The organism is Moritella yayanosii (genome assembly GCF_900465055.1).
Taxonomy (GTDB): domain Bacteria; phylum Pseudomonadota; class Gammaproteobacteria; order Enterobacterales; family Moritellaceae; genus Moritella; species Moritella yayanosii.
The window spans coordinates 3948906-3970198 of record NZ_LS483250.1 but is presented as its reverse complement, the minus strand read 5'-3'; the positions used below and the strand labels follow the sequence as shown (position 1 = coordinate 3970198).

The 21293-nt window shown below is 41.8% G+C and carries 21 protein-coding genes; 16 read left to right on the top strand and 5 right to left on the bottom strand.

The genetic code is table 11. The annotated features are described in order from the left end of the window. Nucleotides 1–125: 125 nt before the first annotated feature. The 3 genes from MORIYA_RS18470 to hrpB form a co-directional block, all read right to left on the bottom strand. Nucleotides 126–419, bottom strand: coding sequence for a DUF1294 domain-containing protein (locus MORIYA_RS18470; protein ID WP_232011666.1), 294 nt, complete (start codon nucleotides 417–419; stop codon nucleotides 126–128). Nucleotides 420–525: 106 nt separating this feature from the next. After that, the gene (gene rlmF / locus MORIYA_RS18465; protein ID WP_112717585.1) at nucleotides 526–1476 is read right to left on the bottom strand and encodes a 23S rRNA (adenine(1618)-N(6))-methyltransferase RlmF; all 951 of its coding nucleotides are present in this window, start codon (nucleotides 1474–1476) and stop codon (nucleotides 526–528) included. 75 nt (nucleotides 1477–1551) lie between these two features. Further along, a complete protein-coding gene (hrpB, locus tag MORIYA_RS18460) occupies nucleotides 1552–4062 on the bottom strand; it encodes an ATP-dependent helicase HrpB (RefSeq protein ID WP_112717583.1) in 2511 nt (836 codons plus the stop codon). A 113-nt stretch (nucleotides 4063–4175) separates the two neighbouring features. Here hrpB and MORIYA_RS18455 point away from each other — a divergent pair, with 113 nt between their 5' ends. The 9 genes from MORIYA_RS18455 to panD all read left to right on the top strand — a co-directional run bounded on the left by MORIYA_RS18455 (nucleotide 4176) and on the right by panD (nucleotide 12285). Then, entirely contained in the window at nucleotides 4176–5435 is a 1260-nt protein-coding gene (locus MORIYA_RS18455; protein WP_112717581.1) for a sugar fermentation stimulation protein, read from the top strand. Between the two features lie 112 nt (nucleotides 5436–5547). Then, nucleotides 5548–6255, top strand: coding sequence for a DNA/RNA nuclease SfsA (gene sfsA / locus MORIYA_RS18450; protein WP_112717579.1), 708 nt, complete (start codon nucleotides 5548–5550; stop codon nucleotides 6253–6255). A 153-nt stretch (nucleotides 6256–6408) separates the two neighbouring features. Further along, nucleotides 6409–6852, top strand: a complete 444-nt coding sequence (dksA, locus tag MORIYA_RS18445; RefSeq protein WP_112717577.1) for an RNA polymerase-binding protein DksA — start codon at nucleotides 6409–6411, stop codon at nucleotides 6850–6852. Nucleotides 6853–6936: 84 nt separating this feature from the next. Then, complete coding sequence (gene gluQRS / locus MORIYA_RS18440) at nucleotides 6937–7815, top strand: tRNA glutamyl-Q(34) synthetase GluQRS (RefSeq protein WP_112717575.1); 879 nt, start codon at nucleotides 6937–6939, stop codon at nucleotides 7813–7815. Nucleotides 7816–7963: 148 nt separating this feature from the next. After that, nucleotides 7964–9463, top strand: coding sequence for a polynucleotide adenylyltransferase PcnB (pcnB, locus tag MORIYA_RS18435; protein WP_408632092.1), 1500 nt, complete (start codon nucleotides 7964–7966; stop codon nucleotides 9461–9463). Further along, a complete protein-coding gene (gene folK, locus MORIYA_RS18430; protein ID WP_112717571.1) occupies nucleotides 9456–10010 on the top strand; it encodes a 2-amino-4-hydroxy-6-hydroxymethyldihydropteridine diphosphokinase in 555 nt (184 codons plus the stop codon). Before pcnB ends, folK begins: the two co-directional genes overlap by 8 nt. Nucleotides 10011–10028: 18 nt before the next feature. Further along, nucleotides 10029–10823 (top strand): 3-methyl-2-oxobutanoate hydroxymethyltransferase, encoded by a 795-nt coding sequence (panB, locus tag MORIYA_RS18425; protein ID WP_112717569.1) that lies wholly within the window; start codon nucleotides 10029–10031, stop codon nucleotides 10821–10823. Nucleotides 10824–10856: 33 nt separating this feature from the next. Then, nucleotides 10857–11708, top strand: a complete 852-nt coding sequence (panC, locus tag MORIYA_RS18420) for a pantoate--beta-alanine ligase (RefSeq protein WP_112717567.1) — start codon at nucleotides 10857–10859, stop codon at nucleotides 11706–11708. Between the two features lie 196 nt (nucleotides 11709–11904). Further along, a complete protein-coding gene (gene panD / locus MORIYA_RS18415; RefSeq protein ID WP_006032843.1) occupies nucleotides 11905–12285 on the top strand; it encodes an aspartate 1-decarboxylase in 381 nt (126 codons plus the stop codon). 221 nt (nucleotides 12286–12506) lie between these two features. Here panD and tkt read toward each other — a convergent pair whose 3' ends face one another. Beyond that, entirely contained in the window at nucleotides 12507–14495 is a 1989-nt protein-coding gene (gene tkt / locus MORIYA_RS18410; protein WP_112717565.1) for a transketolase, read from the bottom strand. 398 nt (nucleotides 14496–14893) lie between these two features. Here tkt and clcA point away from each other — a divergent pair, with 398 nt between their 5' ends. Then, nucleotides 14894–16279 (top strand): H(+)/Cl(-) exchange transporter ClcA, encoded by a 1386-nt coding sequence (clcA, locus tag MORIYA_RS18405; RefSeq protein ID WP_112717563.1) that lies wholly within the window; start codon nucleotides 14894–14896, stop codon nucleotides 16277–16279. 73 nt (nucleotides 16280–16352) lie between these two features. Here clcA and MORIYA_RS18400 read toward each other — a convergent pair whose 3' ends face one another. Then, nucleotides 16353–16889 carry a YfaZ family outer membrane protein gene (locus tag MORIYA_RS18400; protein WP_112717561.1) on the bottom strand — a complete coding sequence of 179 codons (537 nt, stop codon included), beginning with the start codon at nucleotides 16887–16889 and terminating at the stop codon, nucleotides 16353–16355. A gap of 579 nt (nucleotides 16890–17468) precedes the next feature. On the opposite strand from MORIYA_RS18400, the gene metK reads away from it, so the two are divergent. From metK to MORIYA_RS18370, 6 genes are all read left to right on the top strand, one after another. Next, the gene (gene metK, locus MORIYA_RS18395; protein WP_112717559.1) at nucleotides 17469–18620 is read left to right on the top strand and encodes a methionine adenosyltransferase; all 1152 of its coding nucleotides are present in this window, start codon (nucleotides 17469–17471) and stop codon (nucleotides 18618–18620) included. A 136-nt stretch (nucleotides 18621–18756) separates the two neighbouring features. After that, nucleotides 18757–19275 (top strand): SprT family zinc-dependent metalloprotease, encoded by a 519-nt coding sequence (locus MORIYA_RS18390; RefSeq protein ID WP_112717557.1) that lies wholly within the window; start codon nucleotides 18757–18759, stop codon nucleotides 19273–19275. A gap of 149 nt (nucleotides 19276–19424) precedes the next feature. Beyond that, the gene (locus MORIYA_RS18385) at nucleotides 19425–19655 is read left to right on the top strand and encodes a hypothetical protein (RefSeq protein ID WP_112717555.1); all 231 of its coding nucleotides are present in this window, start codon (nucleotides 19425–19427) and stop codon (nucleotides 19653–19655) included. Nucleotides 19656–19908: 253 nt separating this feature from the next. Beyond that, on the top strand, nucleotides 19909–20667 hold the full coding sequence (locus MORIYA_RS18380; RefSeq protein WP_112717553.1) for an endonuclease: 759 nt from the start codon (nucleotides 19909–19911) through the stop codon (nucleotides 20665–20667). 94 nt (nucleotides 20668–20761) lie between these two features. After that, nucleotides 20762–21013: a type II toxin-antitoxin system Phd/YefM family antitoxin gene (locus MORIYA_RS18375; RefSeq protein WP_112717551.1), complete on the top strand. Its 252-nt coding sequence runs from the start codon at nucleotides 20762–20764 to the stop codon at nucleotides 21011–21013. Next, nucleotides 21013–21276: a Txe/YoeB family addiction module toxin gene (locus MORIYA_RS18370; RefSeq protein WP_006033866.1), complete on the top strand. Its 264-nt coding sequence runs from the start codon at nucleotides 21013–21015 to the stop codon at nucleotides 21274–21276. Before MORIYA_RS18375 ends, MORIYA_RS18370 begins: the two co-directional genes overlap by 1 nt. Nucleotides 21277–21293 lie beyond the last annotated feature (17 nt).

Below are 21293 nucleotides of genomic sequence, written 5' to 3'. Positions count from 1 at the left end.
CAGTCTTCGTTAAAAATAGCCGTAATTAGCATAATAAGGCCGAAATGGTATAACACAACAAAACAAAGGCATAGTATAGATAACGTAAATATGTGTAAATCAGTTAAAAAAATTGAAGTCAACAATTAGCTCACTATCACATAACTCGGATCTATTTGAAAAATGCCGAGTACAATGAGTACATTACCAACAACAGTTAACCAAAAAATACGTTTGAAGCTTATTTTACTTTTTTTATGAGAAAACAGTTTTTGTCCGACGAGCGCACCCGGCCAACCACCGAACAGCGCCAACAAGTGCAATGTACGCTCTGGTGTACGCCATACCTGTCGTGTCGCTGCCCATTTATCTTTTCCATATACCAGCAAGGTAATAATGCTCAATACCAAATAACTGTAACCTAGCCATACCAACATCATTTTATCCTCTGATATAAAAACGGCAAGCGCGATGCTTGCCGTATTAATCTACCTAAATATAACGCCGACTACCCGTGTGTTTTACCAGTACCCTTACCCATGTTTTCTACCAATTATCGGCAGCCCATTGTTGTTGCTCATCAGTATCCATAAAGCTCCACGCTAATATACGACTGACTTTCTGGCCTTGCGACATCGGGATCACACGGATTTGTTTTACGCCAAGTCCTTGTAAATACTGTTCAAGCTCTTCGATATGCTCACCTTTTGAGATAAGACTGGTAAACCAACATACTTGCGCCGTGAAATCTTTACTTTCTTTCGCCATGTCTTTGACAAAGCGTAGTTCGCCACCTTCACACCAAAGTTCAGAATGCTGACCACCGAAGTTCAACTTAGTGGTGTCGGTTGGCGCTGCTTTACCTTTGTGCAGATTTTTAATCTTACGCTCAGTGCCTGCTGCCGCATCCGCCATCGATGCATGGAACGGCGGGTTACAAATCGTGACAGCGTATTTGTCGTTATATTTAATCACACCTTTAAAGGTACTGCCTGGCGTTTTCTTTAACACGATTTTGATCGCTTTGCTTAAGCTCGGGTTTGCTTGCACGATCACATTCGCGGTTTTTGCGGCAACCGTATCAATATCGGTACCCACAAAACCCCAGCCATAACTGCGATGACCAAGAATAGGGTAAATACAGTTAGCGCCTGTACCAATGTCTAACGCTTTAACACGTTTACCGGTTGGTACTTCGCCATTATTCATGTCTGCCAGCAAGTCGGCAATATAATGAATATAATCCGCACGCCCTGGGATTGGCGGACATAAGTAACCCGGTGGGATCTGCCAATTTGGTACTTGGTAAAAATGGGCTAACAATGCACTGTTCAAGCAAATGACGGCTTTATCATCACTAAAATCGACCGTATCTTCTCCACTAGGATTTAGCGTTATGAACGCTTTTAACGCTGGGTATGTTTTAACTAAGGCGGTTAAATCATAACGTCCCTGATGTGGATTACGGGGATGCAATGAGGCAGTTTTTTTAGTCATGATAAATCTTCTTTTATGGTACTGGAACGAACTCTGCGGGATAATAGCAGATTACCCATAATAATTACTGCTTTCCTACATATGTTTTTTAACCCGTCGAGTGGGCATCGCCTCAAGTGGATTATCAGGCCAATAGTGCTTTGGATAACGGCCTTTCATTTCTTTTTTAACCTCGGCATAACTGCCATTCCAAAAACCCAGTAAATCTTGGGTTATCTGAAGCGGACGTTGAGCCGGTGACAGTAGTTCAATCACAATCGGCACGCGACCATTGGCAACCGTGGGTTTATTGGCTTGACCAAACATCTCTTGAATACGCACGGGTAAACTCGGCGCGGCATTATCACTATAACGTAATTTTATTTTTGAGCCTGTAGGCACGGTGAAATGAGTTGGCAATTCACTATCCAAACGCTTTTGCAACGACCACGCTAATCGCGATAATAATGCCTCGATAATGGGTATTTTTTTCATCTGCGCAGGTCCTGTTACGCCCGTTAAGTAGGGTAATAACCACTTGTCTAAATCCGCCATCAGCGCCTCATCGCTGTAATCAACAAAGCCTAACTCTGGCAGCCATAAATGCGCACAACGTAAACGCGTTAATAGCGCCTTACTTTGGTCATTCCATGGTAATACCGATAATCCCGCTTTACGAATACCAGCCAACACCGCGGTTTGTTTTTGCGCTGGGGTAATATCGGTTAATACTTTACGTGATAATACTAACTTGCCTAAACATTGACGTTGCTCAGCAATCAACTTCTGAGCTTTTAAATCCCATTGTACAAATGCCTGCTGGCTAAACAGTTGCGGTAACCAGGTCTGTAATTCAACTAAATCGATTGCACAGGCGTTATATACCATGGCATCGGCACCTTGTTCGGTTAAGGATAAATCAGCAACAACCAATAACTCGGCACTGGTTAAACTGGCGTCGTTCATCAATTTAACCCCGAGTCCATTGCTTAACATATACAACACATCTTGGCCGTGGCCAGCTTGCCCCCGTCCAGTATTGTCTCGACGTTGGGCGATTCGGTCTGGATAGGCTAACGCTAATAACAACCCGGTATAGGTGTTAGTGTTTCGACACTGACTGCTGCTTTTAACAAAACCAAAACGTTGTGCCCATTGCTGTGCTTGACGTTGCGCTTGTTCAAATTGCCCCGATGCCATTTGTTGCAATGCAAAATCTAAATCCAGTGGTAAGCGTTCACTACCTTCAAGTAATGCAATTAATCGACACGCTAACCAACTAATACCCGGCCGTTCACGTTCCCAGTCTTTTGCCGTTAACAACATATGGGCTAACCGTGGTGACATACCAAATTCAGCCAATGCTTGGCCATGTTTACTACAATTCCCCGCGTTTAATGCGCCAAGGTCAGTTAATAACGCTTCAGCATATTGCACATTTGCCACTGAAGGTTGATCGAGTAATGCCAGCTCAGCAAAGCTGTTAACACCCCATACCTTTAATTCTAAGCAGGTCGAGGTTAAATCCGCGGTGATAATTTCTGGTTCTATTTGCGCATCTAAGCGGCTGTGATCTTCTTCGCGCCATAAACGATAACAATGCCCGATTTGTAATCGCCCTGCTCGTCCGGCTCTCTGCGTTGCCGATGCTTGGCTAATACGCTTTGTTTGTAAGCGGCTGACACCAGAACGTGGCGAGAAGCTGACTCTGCGTTCAAGCCCTGAATCAATCACCACCGAAATACCGTCAATGGTTAATGAGGTTTCGGCTATATTGGTCGCCAATACAATCTTGCGCAGCCCTTTAGCAATAGGATTAATTGCCGCCTGTTGCTGTTGCTGAGTCAGTTGCCCATATAAAGGCAATACTTGTAGATGCGCATTCACCAATTCCTGCAACTGCTGCTGACAACGTTTAATTTCACTCACCCCAGGCAAAAATACCAGAATATTACCGCCCTGCTGTTGCAGTGCTAATTTAACCGTGGCGACTATTGCTCCGGTCAACGCTTGCTTGATCGTACGGTGCTGTAAATTCATCGGATGATAACTATAAGAAACAGGGAAACAGCGTCCTTCAGCCGTCAACAGTTTCGCATCAGGCAACATTTTCTGTAACCCTTCGCTGTCGAGTGTTGCTGACATCACTAATAATTTTAAATCATCGCGTAGACCTTGCTGCACTTCCAATGCAAACGCCAAGCCAATATCCGCATTCAATGAACGTTCATGAAACTCATCAAAGATAATCAAATCATAATCGCTTAGTTCCGGATCTTGCTGGATCATCCGGGTTAAGATCCCTTCCGTTACCACTTCCAATCGCGTTGATTTCGATACTTTGGTATCTCCACGCATACGATAACCCACGTCCTCGCCGACCTTTTGTTGTAACTGCGACGCCATAAACGTGGCAATATTCCGCGCGGCAAGACGGCGCGGTTCTAACATCAAAATGCGGCCACTAAAGATCTTCTCTTGCAGCAGTTTTAACGGCAATAACGTTGACTTACCGGCACCCGGAGGCGCTTGCAGAATAACTTGATTCGATGATTTTAAGGCCGTAAATAGACTTGGTAATACGGAAGTGATCGGTAACTCTGCCACAAAGGCCTCTCAGGATAGAATGAATTAATCAGTAATAGGATGATTTTACCCTAAAAACACCAATCATTAAATTTAAGTCTATTATTTATAAGGAATAGCAAAAGGAACTTACTATGCGTTTATTTCTGTCTATTATTTTACCTTTATTAGTGATACTCAGTTATAGCGGTAGTGCTATTGCTCACGTGGGATTTTGGTCAAAAACCTATACTATTACCCACCAACTCACTAATGGTGAAAGCATTGCTAGCGCCAAACAGATTATGATCGAAAAAGCCCGTATCAAAGCCAGTTTTGATGTGCGTAATTATAAGTTAATGAACAAACCCGTTGATCTCACCAACTACAAACATTATGTGCCTATTATTCAAGCCGCTTACATTAAAATCACCCCGCAAAACAAACCTCAGATAGTCAAAGATAAGGACGTATATAAAGGTCAGATATTTGTAGTACAACAAATACGGGTAACATTTGATGAGCATTACATTGGTCGAAGTATGGCGATATTACGTAACAATGTCAGCATAGAAAAAAGTCTGATCACGCTGGATAACGAATTCGATAACAGTTTAAAAAATCTAGGCGAGATCAAATTAGCGATTGCCGAACCACAGATCACCACGCAGCAAAGCGCCCGCTTAATTCGCCAACAAGATCATGAAGTCATGCAACTGACGTCGGTACTCGATGATGTGAAACGATTGTTTTCAGCGCATGGCCGTAGCCCGAAATTCAACCTGGCGCAGTTATTAAAAATACGCGACAGCATTGATACTCAAGTCATCGAGCCCATCCTCAATACCAAAGTACAAACCCGTATTACCGCTGTTGAAGAACTCAGTAATGGGAATGTCAAAGTGCAAGTACGAGTGGGCTGGAAGCTACCATTACATCATATGCATATATTACATAAATATGTACGTTCTGCCGATGTAACTGCACCTGGGGGCAGCTCTACCTACTTAAAACTATCACGCTTTTATAACGAAAAAGAACGCGCCCCATCAGTACTTTCCGCGAATATCTATCATTACCTCGCCAGCCAAAAAATTTACTTTGACATTTCGATTGGCAGTCAACATCAAAGGTTAGGTGTACTCTATCCGAACGGCGGCGATATAATGAATAATTGTAATAACCCTCTCGCGCGGGATGCCGACAGTCAAGATAAAACCTCAGTGTGTATCGTCGAGCAAGTATTTAACGACCAGCAGATTTTATCGCAACCCAATATCGCCAACCCACTCACGTTCACCCTTAATGCCAATGAGATTGATGGTCAGCTTAGCGTTAAAGTAAAACAAATATGGCAAAAAGCGGATGTTGAAGAAGATAAACAATGGCGACGGGAGCTATCTCAATTCAATTAATTTCCTTACCACCTCAAACCTAGTTATGGTGTTTTAACATCGTGGTTGTGTATAGCTTTATCTGCAAAAAATTATTATGCTCTACGCTAGTTTTCTATTATCGAGCATTATTATGCAGTATCCAAGTCCATTACAGCCCGCAACGTTAATAAAACGCTACAAACGCTTTTTAACCGATGTCATTCTTGAGAATGGTGAAGCAGTAACAATTCATTGTGCCAATACTGGTGCAATGACCGGCTGTGGCGATCCCGGTGATACCATTTGGTACTCAACATCGGATAACCCCAAGCGGAAATATTCACGCTCTTGGGAACTCACCGAAAAAGCCAATGGCGATATGATCTGTATTAATACCATGAGGGCAAATCAACTCGCTAAAGAAGCCATAGCATCAGCAGCGATAGCGCAACTCACTGGTTATGAACACCTAACCACCGAAGTAAAGTACGGCAATGAGAATAGTCGGATTGATATTTTACTCGATGATCCAACACTCGGTAAATGTTATATCGAAGTGAAAAGTGCCAGTTTATTAGAAAATGACTGTGGTTATTTTCCTGATACGGTCAGTGTTCGGGGGCAAAAACATCTTAGAGAACTGATGGCTGTAAAGAAAAACGGACACCGAGCAGTCTTATTATTTGTCGTTCAGCATACCGGAATTAAGACCCTAAAACCTGCGAAACACTTAGATAGCGACTATAGTGATCTTGTTAAGCAGGCCATTAACCAGGGAGTTGAAGTATTCGCATACGCGAGTACAATAGAAACAGACAATATTTCACTGGTAGAACAAATTTCATTCAACTGTGACTAAAGTCACACCAATACTAACCCGAAAGAGGAGCAATTGAACAATTTGCCAGTTTAGTTTGCGCATTTTGTGTGTTTCTGGTATTTATACCGCCCATAAATATTGCTTAGCAGTGCTCGGTAATATTGTGGCGTAATGCGGACTAGGAGAGATATCATGCCTGAAGCGAAAAAATTACTCGGTGTTTTAGCCATCGCAGGTGTAGACGCTTACCAATTACAATCTGGTGAAGAATACATGAGTGTGAAGCAACGCAATCACTTTAAAAATATTTTAAGTGTTTGGCGTAATGAACTACGTGAAGAAGTTGATCGCACAGTGGTTCATATGAAGGATGAAGCGTCAAACTTCCCAGATCCAGTGGATCGAGCAGCCCAAGAAGAAGAATTTAGCTTAGAACTTCGCGCTCGTGATCGTGAAAGAAAACTGATCAAGAAAATCGAAAAAACACTTCAATTTATTGAAAATGATGAATTCGGTTTTTGCAACACATGCGGTATCGAAATCGGTATCCGCCGTCTAGAAGCACGACCGACTGCAGAACAATGCATTGACTGTAAAACGCTTTCTGAAATTAAAGAAAAGCAAATGGTTGGCTAATCAGTTTCTACTGACATGATTTTATTGAGGGCTTATTAGCCCTCTTTCTATTTGTAGCTTTTTTTATTTAAAGAACTCTATATTATGTCCAATAGCTATGTAGGACGCTTTGCGCCCTCACCTTCAGGACCATTACATTTTGGCTCCCTGATTGCTGCTGTTGGCAGCTACTTACAAGCAAAAGCCAACCAAGGTACTTGGTTAGTGCGTATTGAAGATCTTGACCCACCACGCGAAGTCGCCGGTGCGGCAGCCAATATTTTAACCACTCTCGAAGCCTTTGGCTTACACTGGGACCGTGAGGTTATCTATCAAAGCCAACGCAGCGCCGCTTATCAAGACGCTATTGCTCAACTTAGCCAGCAACAGCTAACCTATTTCTGCAATTGTACGCGTAAGCAGAACCACGCTCAGGGCGCTTTTTATCAAGGTCAATGTAAGTATAAACAACTTAGCGCTGACAATGCCGCGTTACGGGTAACGACAACAGCACCGGTTAATTATTTTATCGACGAACTGCACGGTAAAATTGATATTAATAAAGCACTGGCCGCAGAAGACTTTATCATTCATCGTAAAGATGGCCTGTTTGCTTATAATCTTGCCGTCGTGGTTGACGATATTTACCAAGGTATTACCCAGGTTGTGAGAGGCGCAGACCTCATTGAACCGACGGGTCGACAATTATATTTGTTTACTCAATTTGCACAGTCCGCACCGTCATATTTGCATTTACCTTTGGCCAGCAATGTCGATGGCTCAAAATTAAGTAAACAGAATCACGCCCCCGGTTTAGATCGACGTCAGGCTAAGATGGGATTAATTGATGCGTTTAGATTTTTAGCCTTGCCAGCAAGTAACGAACTTCAAGATCTCTCTATCCCTCAGCTTGTAGAATGGGGAACAGAACATTGGTCCGTCAAAAACCTACCCAGACAGAAATCAATCGTATTAGGTCAATAAGGCAAGATTAATACTAAATTTCGTCAACAATCTTTGTCATTTTATCAACACAGCGCTATTATGTGGCGGCATAAATAATTCAACCTATTTTAATATTAATTCGAGGTGTACCATTTTCACTCAAATCACTAGATTCTGTAAAAACATACTGAGCAGAAAGCAGATAGATCAAGCATCAGATGGGCAAGAAACTACTTCTGAGACAGCGTCAAAGACACGCAACGATCGTGATGTCGCGAGTAAAAAAGCACCACACGAGACCCGTTCGAATAAAGCTGCGGTTGCAGTACCTGCGTCAGTTGTACCACAAAACACACAGAATTTAGGCTTAAATGAACTGAAATTGGAAAAGGGTCAACACCCGGTAAACCATAATCTAATTAGTGAAAACGCCCTAAAAGTACTCTACCGGTTACATAAATCAGGTTATCAAGCTTATCTTGTTGGTGGTGGTGTACGTGATATTTTTATTGGTCAAGAGCCAAAAGATTTTGATATTGCGACCAATGCGGAACCAGAGCAAATCAAAAAACTATTCCACAACTGTCGCTTAGTTGGCCGCCGTTTCCGTCTTGCTCACATCCTATTTGGCCGTGACATGATCGAAGTTGCCACTTTCCGTGGTCATCACGTTGAAGAAAAAGAACAAAATCAACAAACATCAAAGCAGTCTGATGGTGGCATGTTGTTACGTGATAACGTCTACGGTACCATCAATGAAGATGCTGAACGTCGTGACTTTACCGTTAATGCACTTTACTACAACATTGCCGACCGTGCTGTTTACGACTTTACTGGCGGCCTTGCCGATTTACAAAGTAAACAACTACGTTTAATTGGCGATCCCGTGACTCGTTACCGTGAAGACCCAGTACGTATGTTACGGGCAGTGCGTTTTTCCGCTAAATTAGACATGCAAATTAGCCCCGAAGCAAAAGCACCTATCAAACAGCTAGCCAACTTGCTACAAAGTATTCCTGCCGCCCGTTTATTTGAAGAAACATTAAAACTATTCTTAAATGGTCACGGTTTAGCAACATACAAGCTGATGAAAGAACATGGTTTATTCCAGCCATTGTTCCCACTGGTTAGCAAGTATCAAAATGAAGACGGTTCGAGTAACTGTGATAAGTTCATCGAAATTGCACTCGAAAATACCGACCGCCGTATTAATGCTGGTAAGCGTGTGACGCCCGCTTATTTATATGCCGCAATGTTATGGTATCCACTAGAAGCGCTCGCTGAAGAACGCGTAATTGACAGCGGTCTTAACTACAGTGATGCCTTGTTATTAGCCATGAATGACGCGCTAGACTCACAAACGAAGAGCATTGCGATTCCACGCCGCTTTACTTCAACAATCCGTGATATCTGGCATTTACAAGGCCGCTTACCACGTCGCCAAGGTAAACGGGCAGAAAAAGCCTTCGAACACTTAAAATTCCGTGCTGGTTTTGATTTCTTAGAAATGCGCGCCGAGATCCAAGGTGGTGACTTAGTCGAAGTAACGCAATGGTGGCGCGATTACCAAACTGAAAATGCCACTGGCCGTCAGAGTTTAATTAAAGAATTGAATGCACCAGCGGGTAAAAAAACACGTCCACGCCGCGCGAAAAAGAAAAAGCCCGCAAGCGAAAGTGATGCTTAATCGTATCTCATCTCTAAAAGAACATGCTATTAACGAACATGTTATTAACAAACAGGGTTATACCCGTTGTTATATCGCGATCGGCAGTAATCTTGCCGATCCGGTAGCGCAAGCCAAAGCCGCAATCACAGCGCTAGAGACATTAACGGCAAGTCGTTTTATTTGCGTTTCATCCCTGTATGCAAGTAAGCCAATGGGGCCACAAGAGCAACCTGATTATATTAATGCGGTTGCCTGTGTCGATACCCGGTTAGCACCCATTGAATTACTCGATGCGCTACAGCAGATTGAGAATGAACAAGGCCGTGTACGTAAAGAACATTGGGGAGCAAGAACCCTCGATTTAGATATCTTACTGGTCGGTAATGATATCATCAGTACACCACGCTTAACCGTGCCACATTACGGCATGAAAAAACGTGAATTCGTACTTTATCCATTAGCAGAAATAGCACCACAATTGCAGTTACCTTGTGGTCAAGTATTGTCAGCATTACTTAAGGACTGTCCTCGTAATGACTTAGCTATTTATCAAAACACAGAATAATGTGAAGAAGGATTTCCAATGAGCAAGGTTACCGTATCGAAACTGCTTAAGATGAAAGAAGCAGGACAAAAATTTGCCAGTATTACCGCGTATGATGCGAGTTTTGCCGCATTATTTGATGAAGTCGGCATGCCTGTATTATTAGTCGGTGACTCGATGGGCATGGTATTACAAGGCCATAATGATACATTACCTGTCACAGTAACAGATATTGCTTATCATACCCGTTGTGTGCGTGCAGGGGCGACAAATTCACTGGTTATCGCTGATATGCCCTTCATGAGTTATGCCACTAAAGAGCAGACCTTAACCAATGCCACAATCCTGATGCAAGCCGGTGCCAATATGGTTAAAGTTGAAGGTGGCGAATGGTTAGTAGAAAGTGTTGCAGCATTAACTGAACGAGGCATTCCAGTCTGTGGCCACCTTGGTTTAACACCCCAGTCAGTACACGTCTTTGGTGGTTTTAAAATACAAGGCCGCGCACCCGATAAAGCCGATGAAATGGTAGAGCATGCGCTGTTATTACAGGCCGCTGGTATCCAACTGTTAGTTGTAGAATGTATCCCAGCACCACTGGCAAAACGCATCACTGAAGCCTTAACGATCCCAGTGATTGGTATTGGCGCTGGTCGTGATACTGATGGTCAAATCTTAGTCATGCATGATGCGTTCGGTATTTCAAAAGGCTTTATACCTAAATTCTCCAAGAATTTCTTAGCCGAAACCGGTGATATGCGCAAAGCAATTAGCGCTTATATCGATGAAGTTGCCGCACAGACGTTCCCTGCCGATGAGCACATGTTTTCATAACATACCCGCCCCATTTTATTAGGTAATTCATATATGGATATTATTGCAAATATTGATGTTCTTAGAGAGCAAGTGATCGCTTGGCGTCGTCTTGGTCTATCTACCGCATTTGTGCCGACCATGGGTAATTTACATGATGGTCATTTAGCCCTGGTTAAAGAAGCACAAAAATTCGCAGACCGAGTTGTCGTCAGTATCTTTGTTAATCCGATGCAGTTTAACCAAGCTGCCGATTTAGCCGCTTATCCGCGCACCTTAGACGCAGATTGCCGGGCATTACAAAGCGTTGATACTGATTTGGTCTTTACCCCAACACCAGAGCTAATGTATCCACATGGCTTAACGTCACAAACCTTCATTCAAGTACCGGGGATCTCTGAGGTACTAGAAGGCGTGCATCGCCCAGGTCATTTCAACGGTGTGTCGACTATCGTGGCTAAATTATTTAACTTAGTGCAGCCTGACGTGGCTTTGTTTGGTGAAAAAGATTTCCAGCAATTAGCGTTAATTCGTCATATGGTCGATGATCTTGCAATGCCAATTCAAATTGTTGGCGTGCCGACTGTACGTGAAGAATCGGGCCTAGCAATGAGTTCTCGTAATGGTCTGTTAACAGCTGAAGAACGTACTATTGCGCCTCTATTAGCGGATGTAATGCAGACCATTGCTGATCAAGTTACTATTGATGAACAAGCAAATAAAGCATTAGTCACGCAAGCCACAGCACAACTCAATGCCGCCGGTTTTAATACCGACGCGATTGATATTGTCGATGCCGATACTTTAGCGATTATTACTAAAAACAGTAAGCAAGCCGTTATTTTAATGGCTGCATTTTTAGGGAAAGCACGTTTAATCGATAATAAAGTAGTTAAATTAAGTTAATCATAAACGCAATAGTACTGATAACTAGGACTATTTACCTGATCAAATAGTCCAATTGCGCTAATTAAACAAATACGCTACTATGGACGCCGGTACATATTTTGTACGGTATATATATATCCCCAAGCGACTCTAAGATGAACAATCAGTAACTTGGGTATATTCATAAACTATTAATGGAATGGGTTTTAGAACAATGCAAACCACAATGCTAAAAGGTAAATTACACCAAGCGCGTGTAACACATGCAGAATTAAACTATGAAGGTTCATGCGCAATCGATCAAGATATGCTTGATGCGTCAGGGATCCTAGAATATGAAGCAATCGATATCTATAACATTGATAATGGTGAGCGCTTTTCAACTTATGCTATCGCTGGCGAACGCGGTTCAAAAATCATTTCAGTGAACGGCGCTGCAGCGCGTAAAGCAGCAGTAGGCGATCGTATCATTATCTGTGCATACGTACGTATGGACAATGAAGAAGCGAAACAGCATAAACCTTCGCTTGTTTATCTTAATCAAGTTAATGACATCGTTCGTACCAGTAACGATATTCCAGTACAGGTTGCCTAGTTAGCAAACCGATACGGAATAATGAAAAACCAGCGTTATGCTGGTTTTTTTGTATCTGGCATCTACCATCTAGCCGATAATGTATTAAATTCTATTACTGTAAATAACTCACTATTACCGTCAATAAATTACAGACAATAAAAAAGAGCGCGATGCGCTCTTTTATCGTTACCGTAACACATTAAATCTGTGTGCTATGTTATCAACACACAGTACTTAAATTACAGTGATTCAGCAGTTGCAACCACGTTAGCCACAGTGAAACCGAACATTTCAAACAGTTGGTCAGCAGGTGCTGATTCGCCGAATGTTGTCATGCCGATGATCTTACCGTTAAAGCCAGTGTATTTGTGCCAGAAGTCAGCGATACCCGCTTCCACCGCAACACGTTTAACAACGTCAGACGGTAACACAGATTCACGGTATGCCGCATCTTGCTTGTCAAATACGTCTGTAGCAGGCATAGATACAACACGAACCTTACGGCCTTTCGCTGTTAGTTCTGCCGCTGCTTTCGTACAAAGTTCAACTTCAGAACCGGTAGAGATAAGGATAATTTCTGGTTTTCCATCACAATCTACTAGCGTGTAACCACCTTTAACAACGTTCGCTAACTGTGCATCAGTACGCGGCATAGGTGCTAGACCTTGGCGACTGAAGATTAGTGCAGTTGGACCGTCTTTACGTTCGATTGCATATTTCCATGCTACCGCAGATTCAACAGAATCACATGGACGCCATGCGCTCATGTTTGGTGTTAAACGTAGACTTGCAACTTGCTCTACTGGCTGGTGAGTTGGACCATCTTCACCTAGACCGATTGAGTCATGAGTATAAACTTGGATGTTCTGAATTTTCATTAATGCAGCCATACGCATTGCATTACGCGCATACTCCATGAACATCAGGAATGTTGCACCGTAAGGCATTAAACCACCGTGTAAAGACATACCATTGATGATTGCCGTCATAGCAAACTCACGTACACCATAATGCAAGTAGTTACCAGATGCGTCATCAGCAGTAATCGCTTTAGTACCAGACCACATAGTTAAGTTAGATGGTGCTAGATCAGCTGAGCCACCGAGTAGTTCTGGTAACATTGCACCAAACTCTTCGATACAGTTTTGCGATGCTTTACGTGTGGCTATTTTTACAGAATCAACTTGTAACTGTTTGATGTAATTAGTTGTTTTTGTTTCCCAATCTGCAGGTAGTTCACCAGAAGTACGACGTAGGTATTCTGCAGCTAGTTCTGGATATGCCGCTTGATAAGCCGCAAATTTTTCATTCCATGCCGCTTCCGCTTGTGCGCCAGCTTCATTGGCATCCCACTCAGCATAGATATCTGCAGGAATTTCAAATGCAGCGTGTTTCCAACCCAGTTTTTCACGTGTAGCTATGATTTCAGCTTCACCCAGAGGAGCACCATGACAGCCATGCGTACCTTCTTTGTTTGGTGAACCAAAACCGATCACTGTTTTACAACAGATAAGACTTGGACGTGATGTTTCAGCTTTAGATGCGTCGATTGCCGCTTGGATTTCTGCCGGGTTATGACCATCTACAGAGACTACATGCCAGCCGTAAGCTTCAAAACGTTTTACTGTATCGTCAGTGAACCAACCATCAACTTCGCCATCAATTGAAATACCGTTGTCATCCCAGAATGCAACTAGTTTACCTAAGCCTAATGTGCCAGCAAGTGAACATGCTTCGTGAGAGATACCTTCCATTAGACAGCCATCACCTAAGAAAGAGTAAGTGAAATGATCAACAACTTCATGTTCTGGTTTATTGAACTGTGCTGCTAAGGTTTTTTCAGCAATCGCCATGCCTATAGCATTAGTGATACCTTGACCGAGTGGACCAGTCGTGGTTTCAATACCAGGTGCATAACCGTACTCTGGGTGACCAGGAGTTTTTGAATGCAATTGACGGAAGTTCTTCAATTCTTCAATTGGTAGTGCGTAACCGGTTAGGTGTAGCAGTGAGTAAATAAGCATTGAACCATGACCGTTAGACAGAATAAAGCGGTCACGATCAACCCAGTTTGGATTTGCTGGATTATGGTTTAGGTTCTTACGCCATAATACTTCGGCAATATCTGCCATGCCCATTGGTGCGCCGGGATGGCCTGAATTTGCTTGTTGAACCGCGTCCATACTTAGGGCACGGATCGCGTTCGCTAGCTCTTGACGAGATGGCATAATTTGCTCCTGCAGAGATTAGTTTAAAATACTTTTAAGCTGTTATATTGTCATAAAATTATCTTATGTATAACAAGTTTCTTTAGTTTATTTATGTTTCTTGAATTTTCGATTAATTAATTTAAATTAAACCAAGTCTGTATTATACATACAGACTTCAAACCAACCAACGATGGTTTCAAATGAAATCATATTACCGCTCAAATGAATAAAACTCATTATTTTATTGGTAATTATGTGAGCATGACACGTATTAACACTTTTTAGTCCGTAATTAGCTTTATTAGCATAATTAGCTAGCAACAGGGCAGTATCTGCTATGCAACCTACTCATTATTGACTATAATGATTTGTTATTTATTTTTCTACCATTAGATTCGCTCAGGTTCTACACACACATGCCTAAATCCCCCAATTTCAGATTTTTTCAAGGTGGTCTTCTTAAACATCGTACGACCCCGAAACTACTTTCGACAAAACATGACTACATCGTATTACTGGCACTTTCTGCTGGTGTCGGCGCTTTAACAGGGTTGATTATCGCCCTCTTTGAGGCTGCAATATTATGGGTCAATGCGCATCGAATGCTTTTATTTGAGCAGTTATCAGGGCCGCTGTTTGTGAAGGTATTACTGCTAATGCTGCTCGGAGGGATCATGACGGGCTTTGCATTTTGGTTAACACGGCGTTTTGCACCCGAAGCGTCAGGCAGTGGCATCCCTCATATCGAAGGGGCGCTTGATGGTATTTACGATATTCGCTGGCGCCGCGTGCTGCCAGTAAAGTTTATTGCTGGTACTCTGGCGATAGGATCTGGAATGGTATTAGGTCGAGAGGGACCTTCAATTCAGATTGGAGGGGCAATTGGCCGCATGTTGTCAGATACAGCCAAACGCTATGCACATGCAACTCATATTCTCACAGCAGCAGGCGCTGCGGCGGGCCTTGCAGCAGCCTTTAACGCACCTTTAGCAGGCATTCTTTTTGTCATTGAAGAGATGCGTCCGCAGTTTCGTTACAACATCACGTCAATAAAATGCGTTACCCTTGCTGCAGCTATTGGTACTATTGTAATGCGCTCATTTCATGGTCAACAAGCCGTGATGCACATTCCCCATTTTACCGTGCCGCCTTTAACTTCTCTGTGGTTATTTCTGCTTCTGGGTACTCTTTTTGGCTTTATTGGCGTGGGTTTTAACCATTGGATATTAAGTGCAACGAAACACTTAAAGCATCACCAAGATAATAAACTCAGCCGCATTGTCATGACTGGGGTCTTGTTTGGCAGTATCTTTACTTTATTACAAATCTTGCTGCCAGATGCAGCGGGCAGTGGTATCGAACTAATTACCAGTATAATTCAGGACCCTTTGACCTGGCTGCTTTTGGTTGGGTTGTTCATGGTGCGATTACTGGGAACTGTCGCTTGTTTTGCTTCCGGAGCCCCAGGCGGCGTATTCACCCCGATGCTGACATTAGGCACTTTGTTTGGTTTGGCATACGGTGTGATAGCTGCTGATTTATTCCCCGGATTTGTTGCCGAACCCGCAGTTTATGCGGTTGCCGGTATGGGCGCATTATTTGCTGCAACGGTGCGAGCCCCTGTAACCGGTATTATTTTAGTGGTGGAAATGACCGATAACTATGCACTTATTTTACCGTTACTGATGACTTGCTTAGGTGCAACATTTATCGCTCAAGCGTTAGGGGGCAAACCACTATATTCTGAATTACTGAAATTATCCATACGCGATCATAAAGCAATAGATAACTCGACTACCTAGTTACACTTATTTATAGATACAAAAAAGCATCGAAAACGATGCTTTTTTGTATTCTTACTGTTTCAAATGATAACTAGAAAACCCATTTCAAGCCAAATAATATGTCGCTTGATAAACGTTCATCTGGCATCTTTTTATATTCAACCGTGGTGTGATTATATTCAACAAAGAAATGTGCAGTAGGCATAACAGCATACTCAGCACGAACGATCCATTGCGTGTAGTTCTCTGTATCACCAAATGCCAATATTTCAGGGCTAAAATGGAATTCAGCCTCCAAGCTAAATTCTTCAGTTAAGCGTAAACCAGCTAAGCCACCAAATGCTAATGCATAGCCATCACCATTGTCGTTATCCATTCTCATTGCTTTAGCGCCGAGTTCAAAGAATGTAGCACCCGCATCTTGAAACGCATAAAGACCTGTATCTAAGGTATAACCATTGTCGATAGTCTGTAGGTAGTCACCTTTTAGCTTAAGTGCTTCTTGCATCTCAATATCATAACCCAAAATAATATTGTCGTTATTGAAAGCGAGTGAGACATTTGATGCAGCACTACTAAAGCTAGCAAGTAATGCGGCAGTGATAACTAATGATTTTTTCAATGACACTTTATAATTCCCAATGGCAAATGAGTGTTGTTATACCCAAGTTACTTCAAGATGCTATATCAGAGACGAGCAGGGATATCAAAACAAGGCGCTATATGTAGATAATGGTTATTCCATTTTCAAATATTGCAACGCAGTGCTGCTATTCCTGCTCGCCTCCCACAGGGCAAGCCGAACGAAGGCATCTTCGGCGTTATGACGTCTTGATTTAGAATAACTAAATCCTCGACTTCATGCCTTGAATATACTCTTCATTCGGTTTGCTGATTGTGCATCTTGAAGTAGCTTGGGTATATATTTAATGATAGTGAACGGTTATTTATTTTCAGCTAAAAACTCATCACTTCATACTTTTAATACTTTCGTTCTATGCTACTGCATATTGCCCGTTTATAACATATATACATAAATAATATCCGTTAAAAAGAATGCTTTTAAACCATATACAAAATTAATATGAATTAGGGTCTATCTTAATACTGACAAAATAGTTTAGAATAGCCGTCTAGATGTTAAAACTTCTACACATATAAACGTACATCACGTCTATTGTGTTTAAATTAAGAGAGAATTAAAACCATGGCTAAACACTTGTTTACCTCTGAGTCAGTATCAGAAGGTCATCCTGATAAAATTGCAGACCAAATCTCCGATGCTGTACTTGATGCAATCATCGCTCAAGACCCGAAAGCACGCGTAGCCTGTGAGACTTATGTTAAAACCGGTATGGTTATGGTTGGCGGTGAAGTAACGACTAACGCGTGGGTTGATATCGAAGAAATCACCCGTAAAACAATACGTGAAATCGGTTACGTCAACTCAGAAATGGGTTTTGACGCCGACTCTTGTGCAGTATTAAACACCATCGGTAAGCAATCTCCAGACATCAACCAAGGTGTTGACCGTGATGATCCGCTAGAGCAAGGCGCGGGTGACCAAGGTTTAATGTTCGGTTATGCAAACAATGAAACTGAAGAGTTAATGCCTGCTCCGATCACTTACTCACACAGATTGGTTAAACGCCAAGCTGAAGTACGTAAAAACGGTACGCTTCCTTGGTTACGCCCAGATGCAAAAAGCCAAATCACCTTTGCTTATGATGACGGCAAAATTGTTGGTATCGATGCAGTGGTTCTTTCAACACAACATTCAGAAGATATCAAACAAGCAGATCTAGTTGAAGCCGTTATGGAAACAATTATTAAGCCAGTATTACCTGCGGAATGGTTAAATAAAGAAACTAAATTCTTTATTAACCCAACCGGTCGTTTCGTTATCGGTGGCCCAATGGGTGATTGTGGTCTAACGGGTCGTAAAATCATCGTCGATACCTATGGCGGCATGGCTCGTCACGGTGGCGGTGCGTTCTCTGGTAAAGATCCATCAAAAGTAGACCGCAGCGCAGCATATGCAGCTCGTTATGTCGCTAAAAACATCGTTGCAGCTGGCCTGGCTGACCGTTGTGAATTACAACTGTCTTACGCAATCGGTGTTGCCGAGCCAACGTCGATCAGTATTGAAACGTTCGGTACGGGTAAAGTAAGCGAAGAACTACTGATTAAATTGGTACGGGAACATTTCGAATTACGTCCACACGGTCTCATCGAAATGCTCGATCTTATGCGCCCTATTTACCTAAGTACAGCGGCTTATGGTCACTTTGGTCGTAGCGAATTCCCTTGGGAAGCGACTGACAAAGCTGAAATCCTACGTGATGCAGCAGGTATTTAATTAACATTAGCTTTTAGTTAGCTCTTGCTAGTTAATAGTTGTTAGTTAATAGTAAAGGCGCTTTTGGTGATATAACCAAAGCGCCTTTTTTATAGATTATTTGTAGATAACCTTTAGCCTGCCATTAGACAAAACTATGCTTGATGATATATCCCAGCAACAACATGACAGTTCACAAACCATTGAACAGTTAGTTTTAATTAAGATAGCAACTTGCTATCAACACGCTGAGTTACGCTTAAATAGAACCTTTCCTCGCCCTCATATTAATTTCAAGCAACGTGGCAAAGCAGCCGGCAGTGCGCGATTACAAACCAATGAGTTACGCTTTAATCCTGTTTTATTGCAAGAAAACCAGCAGCATTTTATAACGCATACAGTCCCTCATGAAGTGGCGCATTTATTAGTTTATCAACTTTATGGTCGTACTAAGCCGCATGGTAAAGAGTGGCAACAAATCATGAATCAAATATTTAACCTCACAGCCAAAACAACACATCAATACGATGTCTCGAATGTAAAAGGTAAAACCTTTACCTATGCTTGTCAGTGTGCAGACCATCAACTAACTATTCGTCGTCACCATAAAATTATACGGGACAATATCAAATATACTTGTCGTTTATGCAAACAAAGTTTAATCATAAAGCATTAAATACTATTTAATAACAATCAGTTAACTTAAACCTATAAATGTGACTATTTGTTATATAACTATCTAAAAAATTAACCTATATAGGTGTATTTATCTAAAGTCATCAGATAAAATGACGCCATACATACCATTGTGAAGAGAACTAGGTTATGACTCAAACGTTAGATACTGCAAGATCAACCGATTATGAAATGGAAAAACTGATAACTGCAATTTTAAAGCGTAACACCCATCAAGCTGAGCAAATTGCTCGTACTCTTGATCTTAGTGCTTTATCCATCTCTCAACGTATTTTCATAGCTAAATCAGGTGTGTTAAAAGAAACAATGTTATTAGATTCAGATATCGCAGTGCGTTACGCAGCTTCTCGCGCCAACTAATTCACCTAGAACTCTAATCTAAAGAGCAGTTGCTATCATCTGCTCTTTTTTATACCTGCTTTTTAGTTCTCATTTTGATACCGCTATTTCCATACCCGAAAAATACCTAGTCTAGCCCAAATAACTCATCTCAGTATTATGTATGAGTCGTCATTAAATGAACCCAGTAATTGTAAACCCACTAATTTCACAATCCTATGGTCTTGTTTTAGCTATGCTACAATGCTGTTTTATTACATTATAGCAGCCTTAAATGTTAAAACATCTTAGTATTATAGTTATATCAACCGCGTTAGCATTCTCTTCCTTGTCTCATGCTTCTAACAATGGTAATCAAACCAATCAATCCTTTAGTAAAGCCAAAAAGATGCTTGAACGACAGGTTTACAATGATGTACCGAAACTGACTATCTATTGTTTGGCTGATTTCAATAGTAAAAAGAAGATCACCGATCACAATGGTTTCACCTCAACCAAACATGTTAAGCGCCAAAAAAAAATAGAATGGGTACACGTGGTGCCTGCGGAGAACTTCGGTCGTCACTTTAGTGAATGGCGAGAAGGTAATAGTGCTTGCGTGAATAGCAAAGGCAAAAACTTTAAAGGTCGTCGCTGCGCGGAAAAAATCAATATTCCTTATCGTTACATGCAAGCGGATATGTACAATCTCTATCCTGCCATTGGCGCTGTAAATGCGCTGCGCAGTAACTATAATTTTGCTTCAAAAGTAACGGCTGAAAAAAATCAATTCGGCAGCTGCCCAATCAAAATAAAAAATAAAACGGTGCAACCACCAAATTATGCCAAAGGCCAAATTGCCCGTGCTTATCTATATATGGAATCCGCCTACCCTATGTACAAGATAGGTAGACAAAAACGTGAACTGCAAGCCTGGAATAAACAATATCCAGTAACCCGCACTGAATGTCGACGCACGCAACTTATTGAAAATTTGCAAGGCAATGAAAATAACGTGGTTAAGTCTGCCTGTTTAGATCGTGGTTTTTGGTAAATAACAAACCAAAGTTGTACCATATCTTGTACAAGTTATATGTATGAGCTAATATTGTTTTATTAACTGATAGTTGTAAATAAGGTATTTAATTATGAGCGTCGTAACATTTTCAGAAGCTCGCAATAACTTTAAATCAATCTGTGATTCAGCCGTTGATGATTGTGAACCAGTGCATATACACAGGCGTGGGGGCGAAGATGTAGTCTTATTATCTGCATCTGAATTCAACGCTTGGAAAGAAACCATGTACTTGATGGCGAACCCGAATAATTCAAAACGTCTACTTGAATCAATTGCCCAAGCAGAGCACGGAGAAGTACTTAATAAAGAATTGTTAGATTAATGCGGAATATACTTTTTACCCCACATGCTTGGGAAGATTATACATATTGGCAGACGCAAGATAAGCGAACGCTGAAACGCATCAACAAACTCATCGAAGCGGTGCAACGTATGCCATTTGAAGGCATAGGCAAACCAGAACCCCTTAAAGAGAATTTAACTGGTTATTGGTCTCGACGTATTAATGATGAACATCGCCTAGTATATAAAGCGGGCGATGATGTTGTTACGATCGTCAGCACTCGATTTCATTATGGTAAATAGCTAACTTAGCCAGCCAA

Coding starts and splice junctions, on each gene's coding strand:
- MORIYA_RS18470 (WP_232011666.1), bottom strand. CDS start 419: ATGATGTTGGTATGGCTAGGTTACAGTTATTTGGTATTGAGCATTATT.
- rlmF (WP_112717585.1), bottom strand. CDS start 1,476: ATGACTAAAAAAACTGCCTCATTGCATCCCCGTAATCCACATCAGGGA.
- MORIYA_RS18455 (WP_112717581.1), top strand. CDS start 4,176: ATGCGTTTATTTCTGTCTATTATTTTACCTTTATTAGTGATACTCAGT.
- sfsA (WP_112717579.1), top strand. CDS start 5,548: ATGCAGTATCCAAGTCCATTACAGCCCGCAACGTTAATAAAACGCTAC.
- dksA (WP_112717577.1), top strand. CDS start 6,409: ATGCCTGAAGCGAAAAAATTACTCGGTGTTTTAGCCATCGCAGGTGTA.
- gluQRS (WP_112717575.1), top strand. CDS start 6,937: ATGTCCAATAGCTATGTAGGACGCTTTGCGCCCTCACCTTCAGGACCA.
- folK (WP_112717571.1), top strand. CDS start 9,456: ATGCTTAATCGTATCTCATCTCTAAAAGAACATGCTATTAACGAACAT.
- panB (WP_112717569.1), top strand. CDS start 10,029: ATGAGCAAGGTTACCGTATCGAAACTGCTTAAGATGAAAGAAGCAGGA.
- panC (WP_112717567.1), top strand. CDS start 10,857: ATGGATATTATTGCAAATATTGATGTTCTTAGAGAGCAAGTGATCGCT.
- panD (WP_006032843.1), top strand. CDS start 11,905: ATGCAAACCACAATGCTAAAAGGTAAATTACACCAAGCGCGTGTAACA.
- tkt (WP_112717565.1), bottom strand. CDS start 14,495: ATGCCATCTCGTCAAGAGCTAGCGAACGCGATCCGTGCCCTAAGTATG.
- clcA (WP_112717563.1), top strand. CDS start 14,894: ATGCCTAAATCCCCCAATTTCAGATTTTTTCAAGGTGGTCTTCTTAAA.
- metK (WP_112717559.1), top strand. CDS start 17,469: ATGGCTAAACACTTGTTTACCTCTGAGTCAGTATCAGAAGGTCATCCT.
- MORIYA_RS18390 (WP_112717557.1), top strand. CDS start 18,757: ATGCTTGATGATATATCCCAGCAACAACATGACAGTTCACAAACCATT.
- MORIYA_RS18385 (WP_112717555.1), top strand. CDS start 19,425: ATGACTCAAACGTTAGATACTGCAAGATCAACCGATTATGAAATGGAA.
- MORIYA_RS18380 (WP_112717553.1), top strand. CDS start 19,909: ATGTTAAAACATCTTAGTATTATAGTTATATCAACCGCGTTAGCATTC.
- MORIYA_RS18375 (WP_112717551.1), top strand. CDS start 20,762: ATGAGCGTCGTAACATTTTCAGAAGCTCGCAATAACTTTAAATCAATC.
- MORIYA_RS18370 (WP_006033866.1), top strand. CDS start 21,013: ATGCGGAATATACTTTTTACCCCACATGCTTGGGAAGATTATACATAT.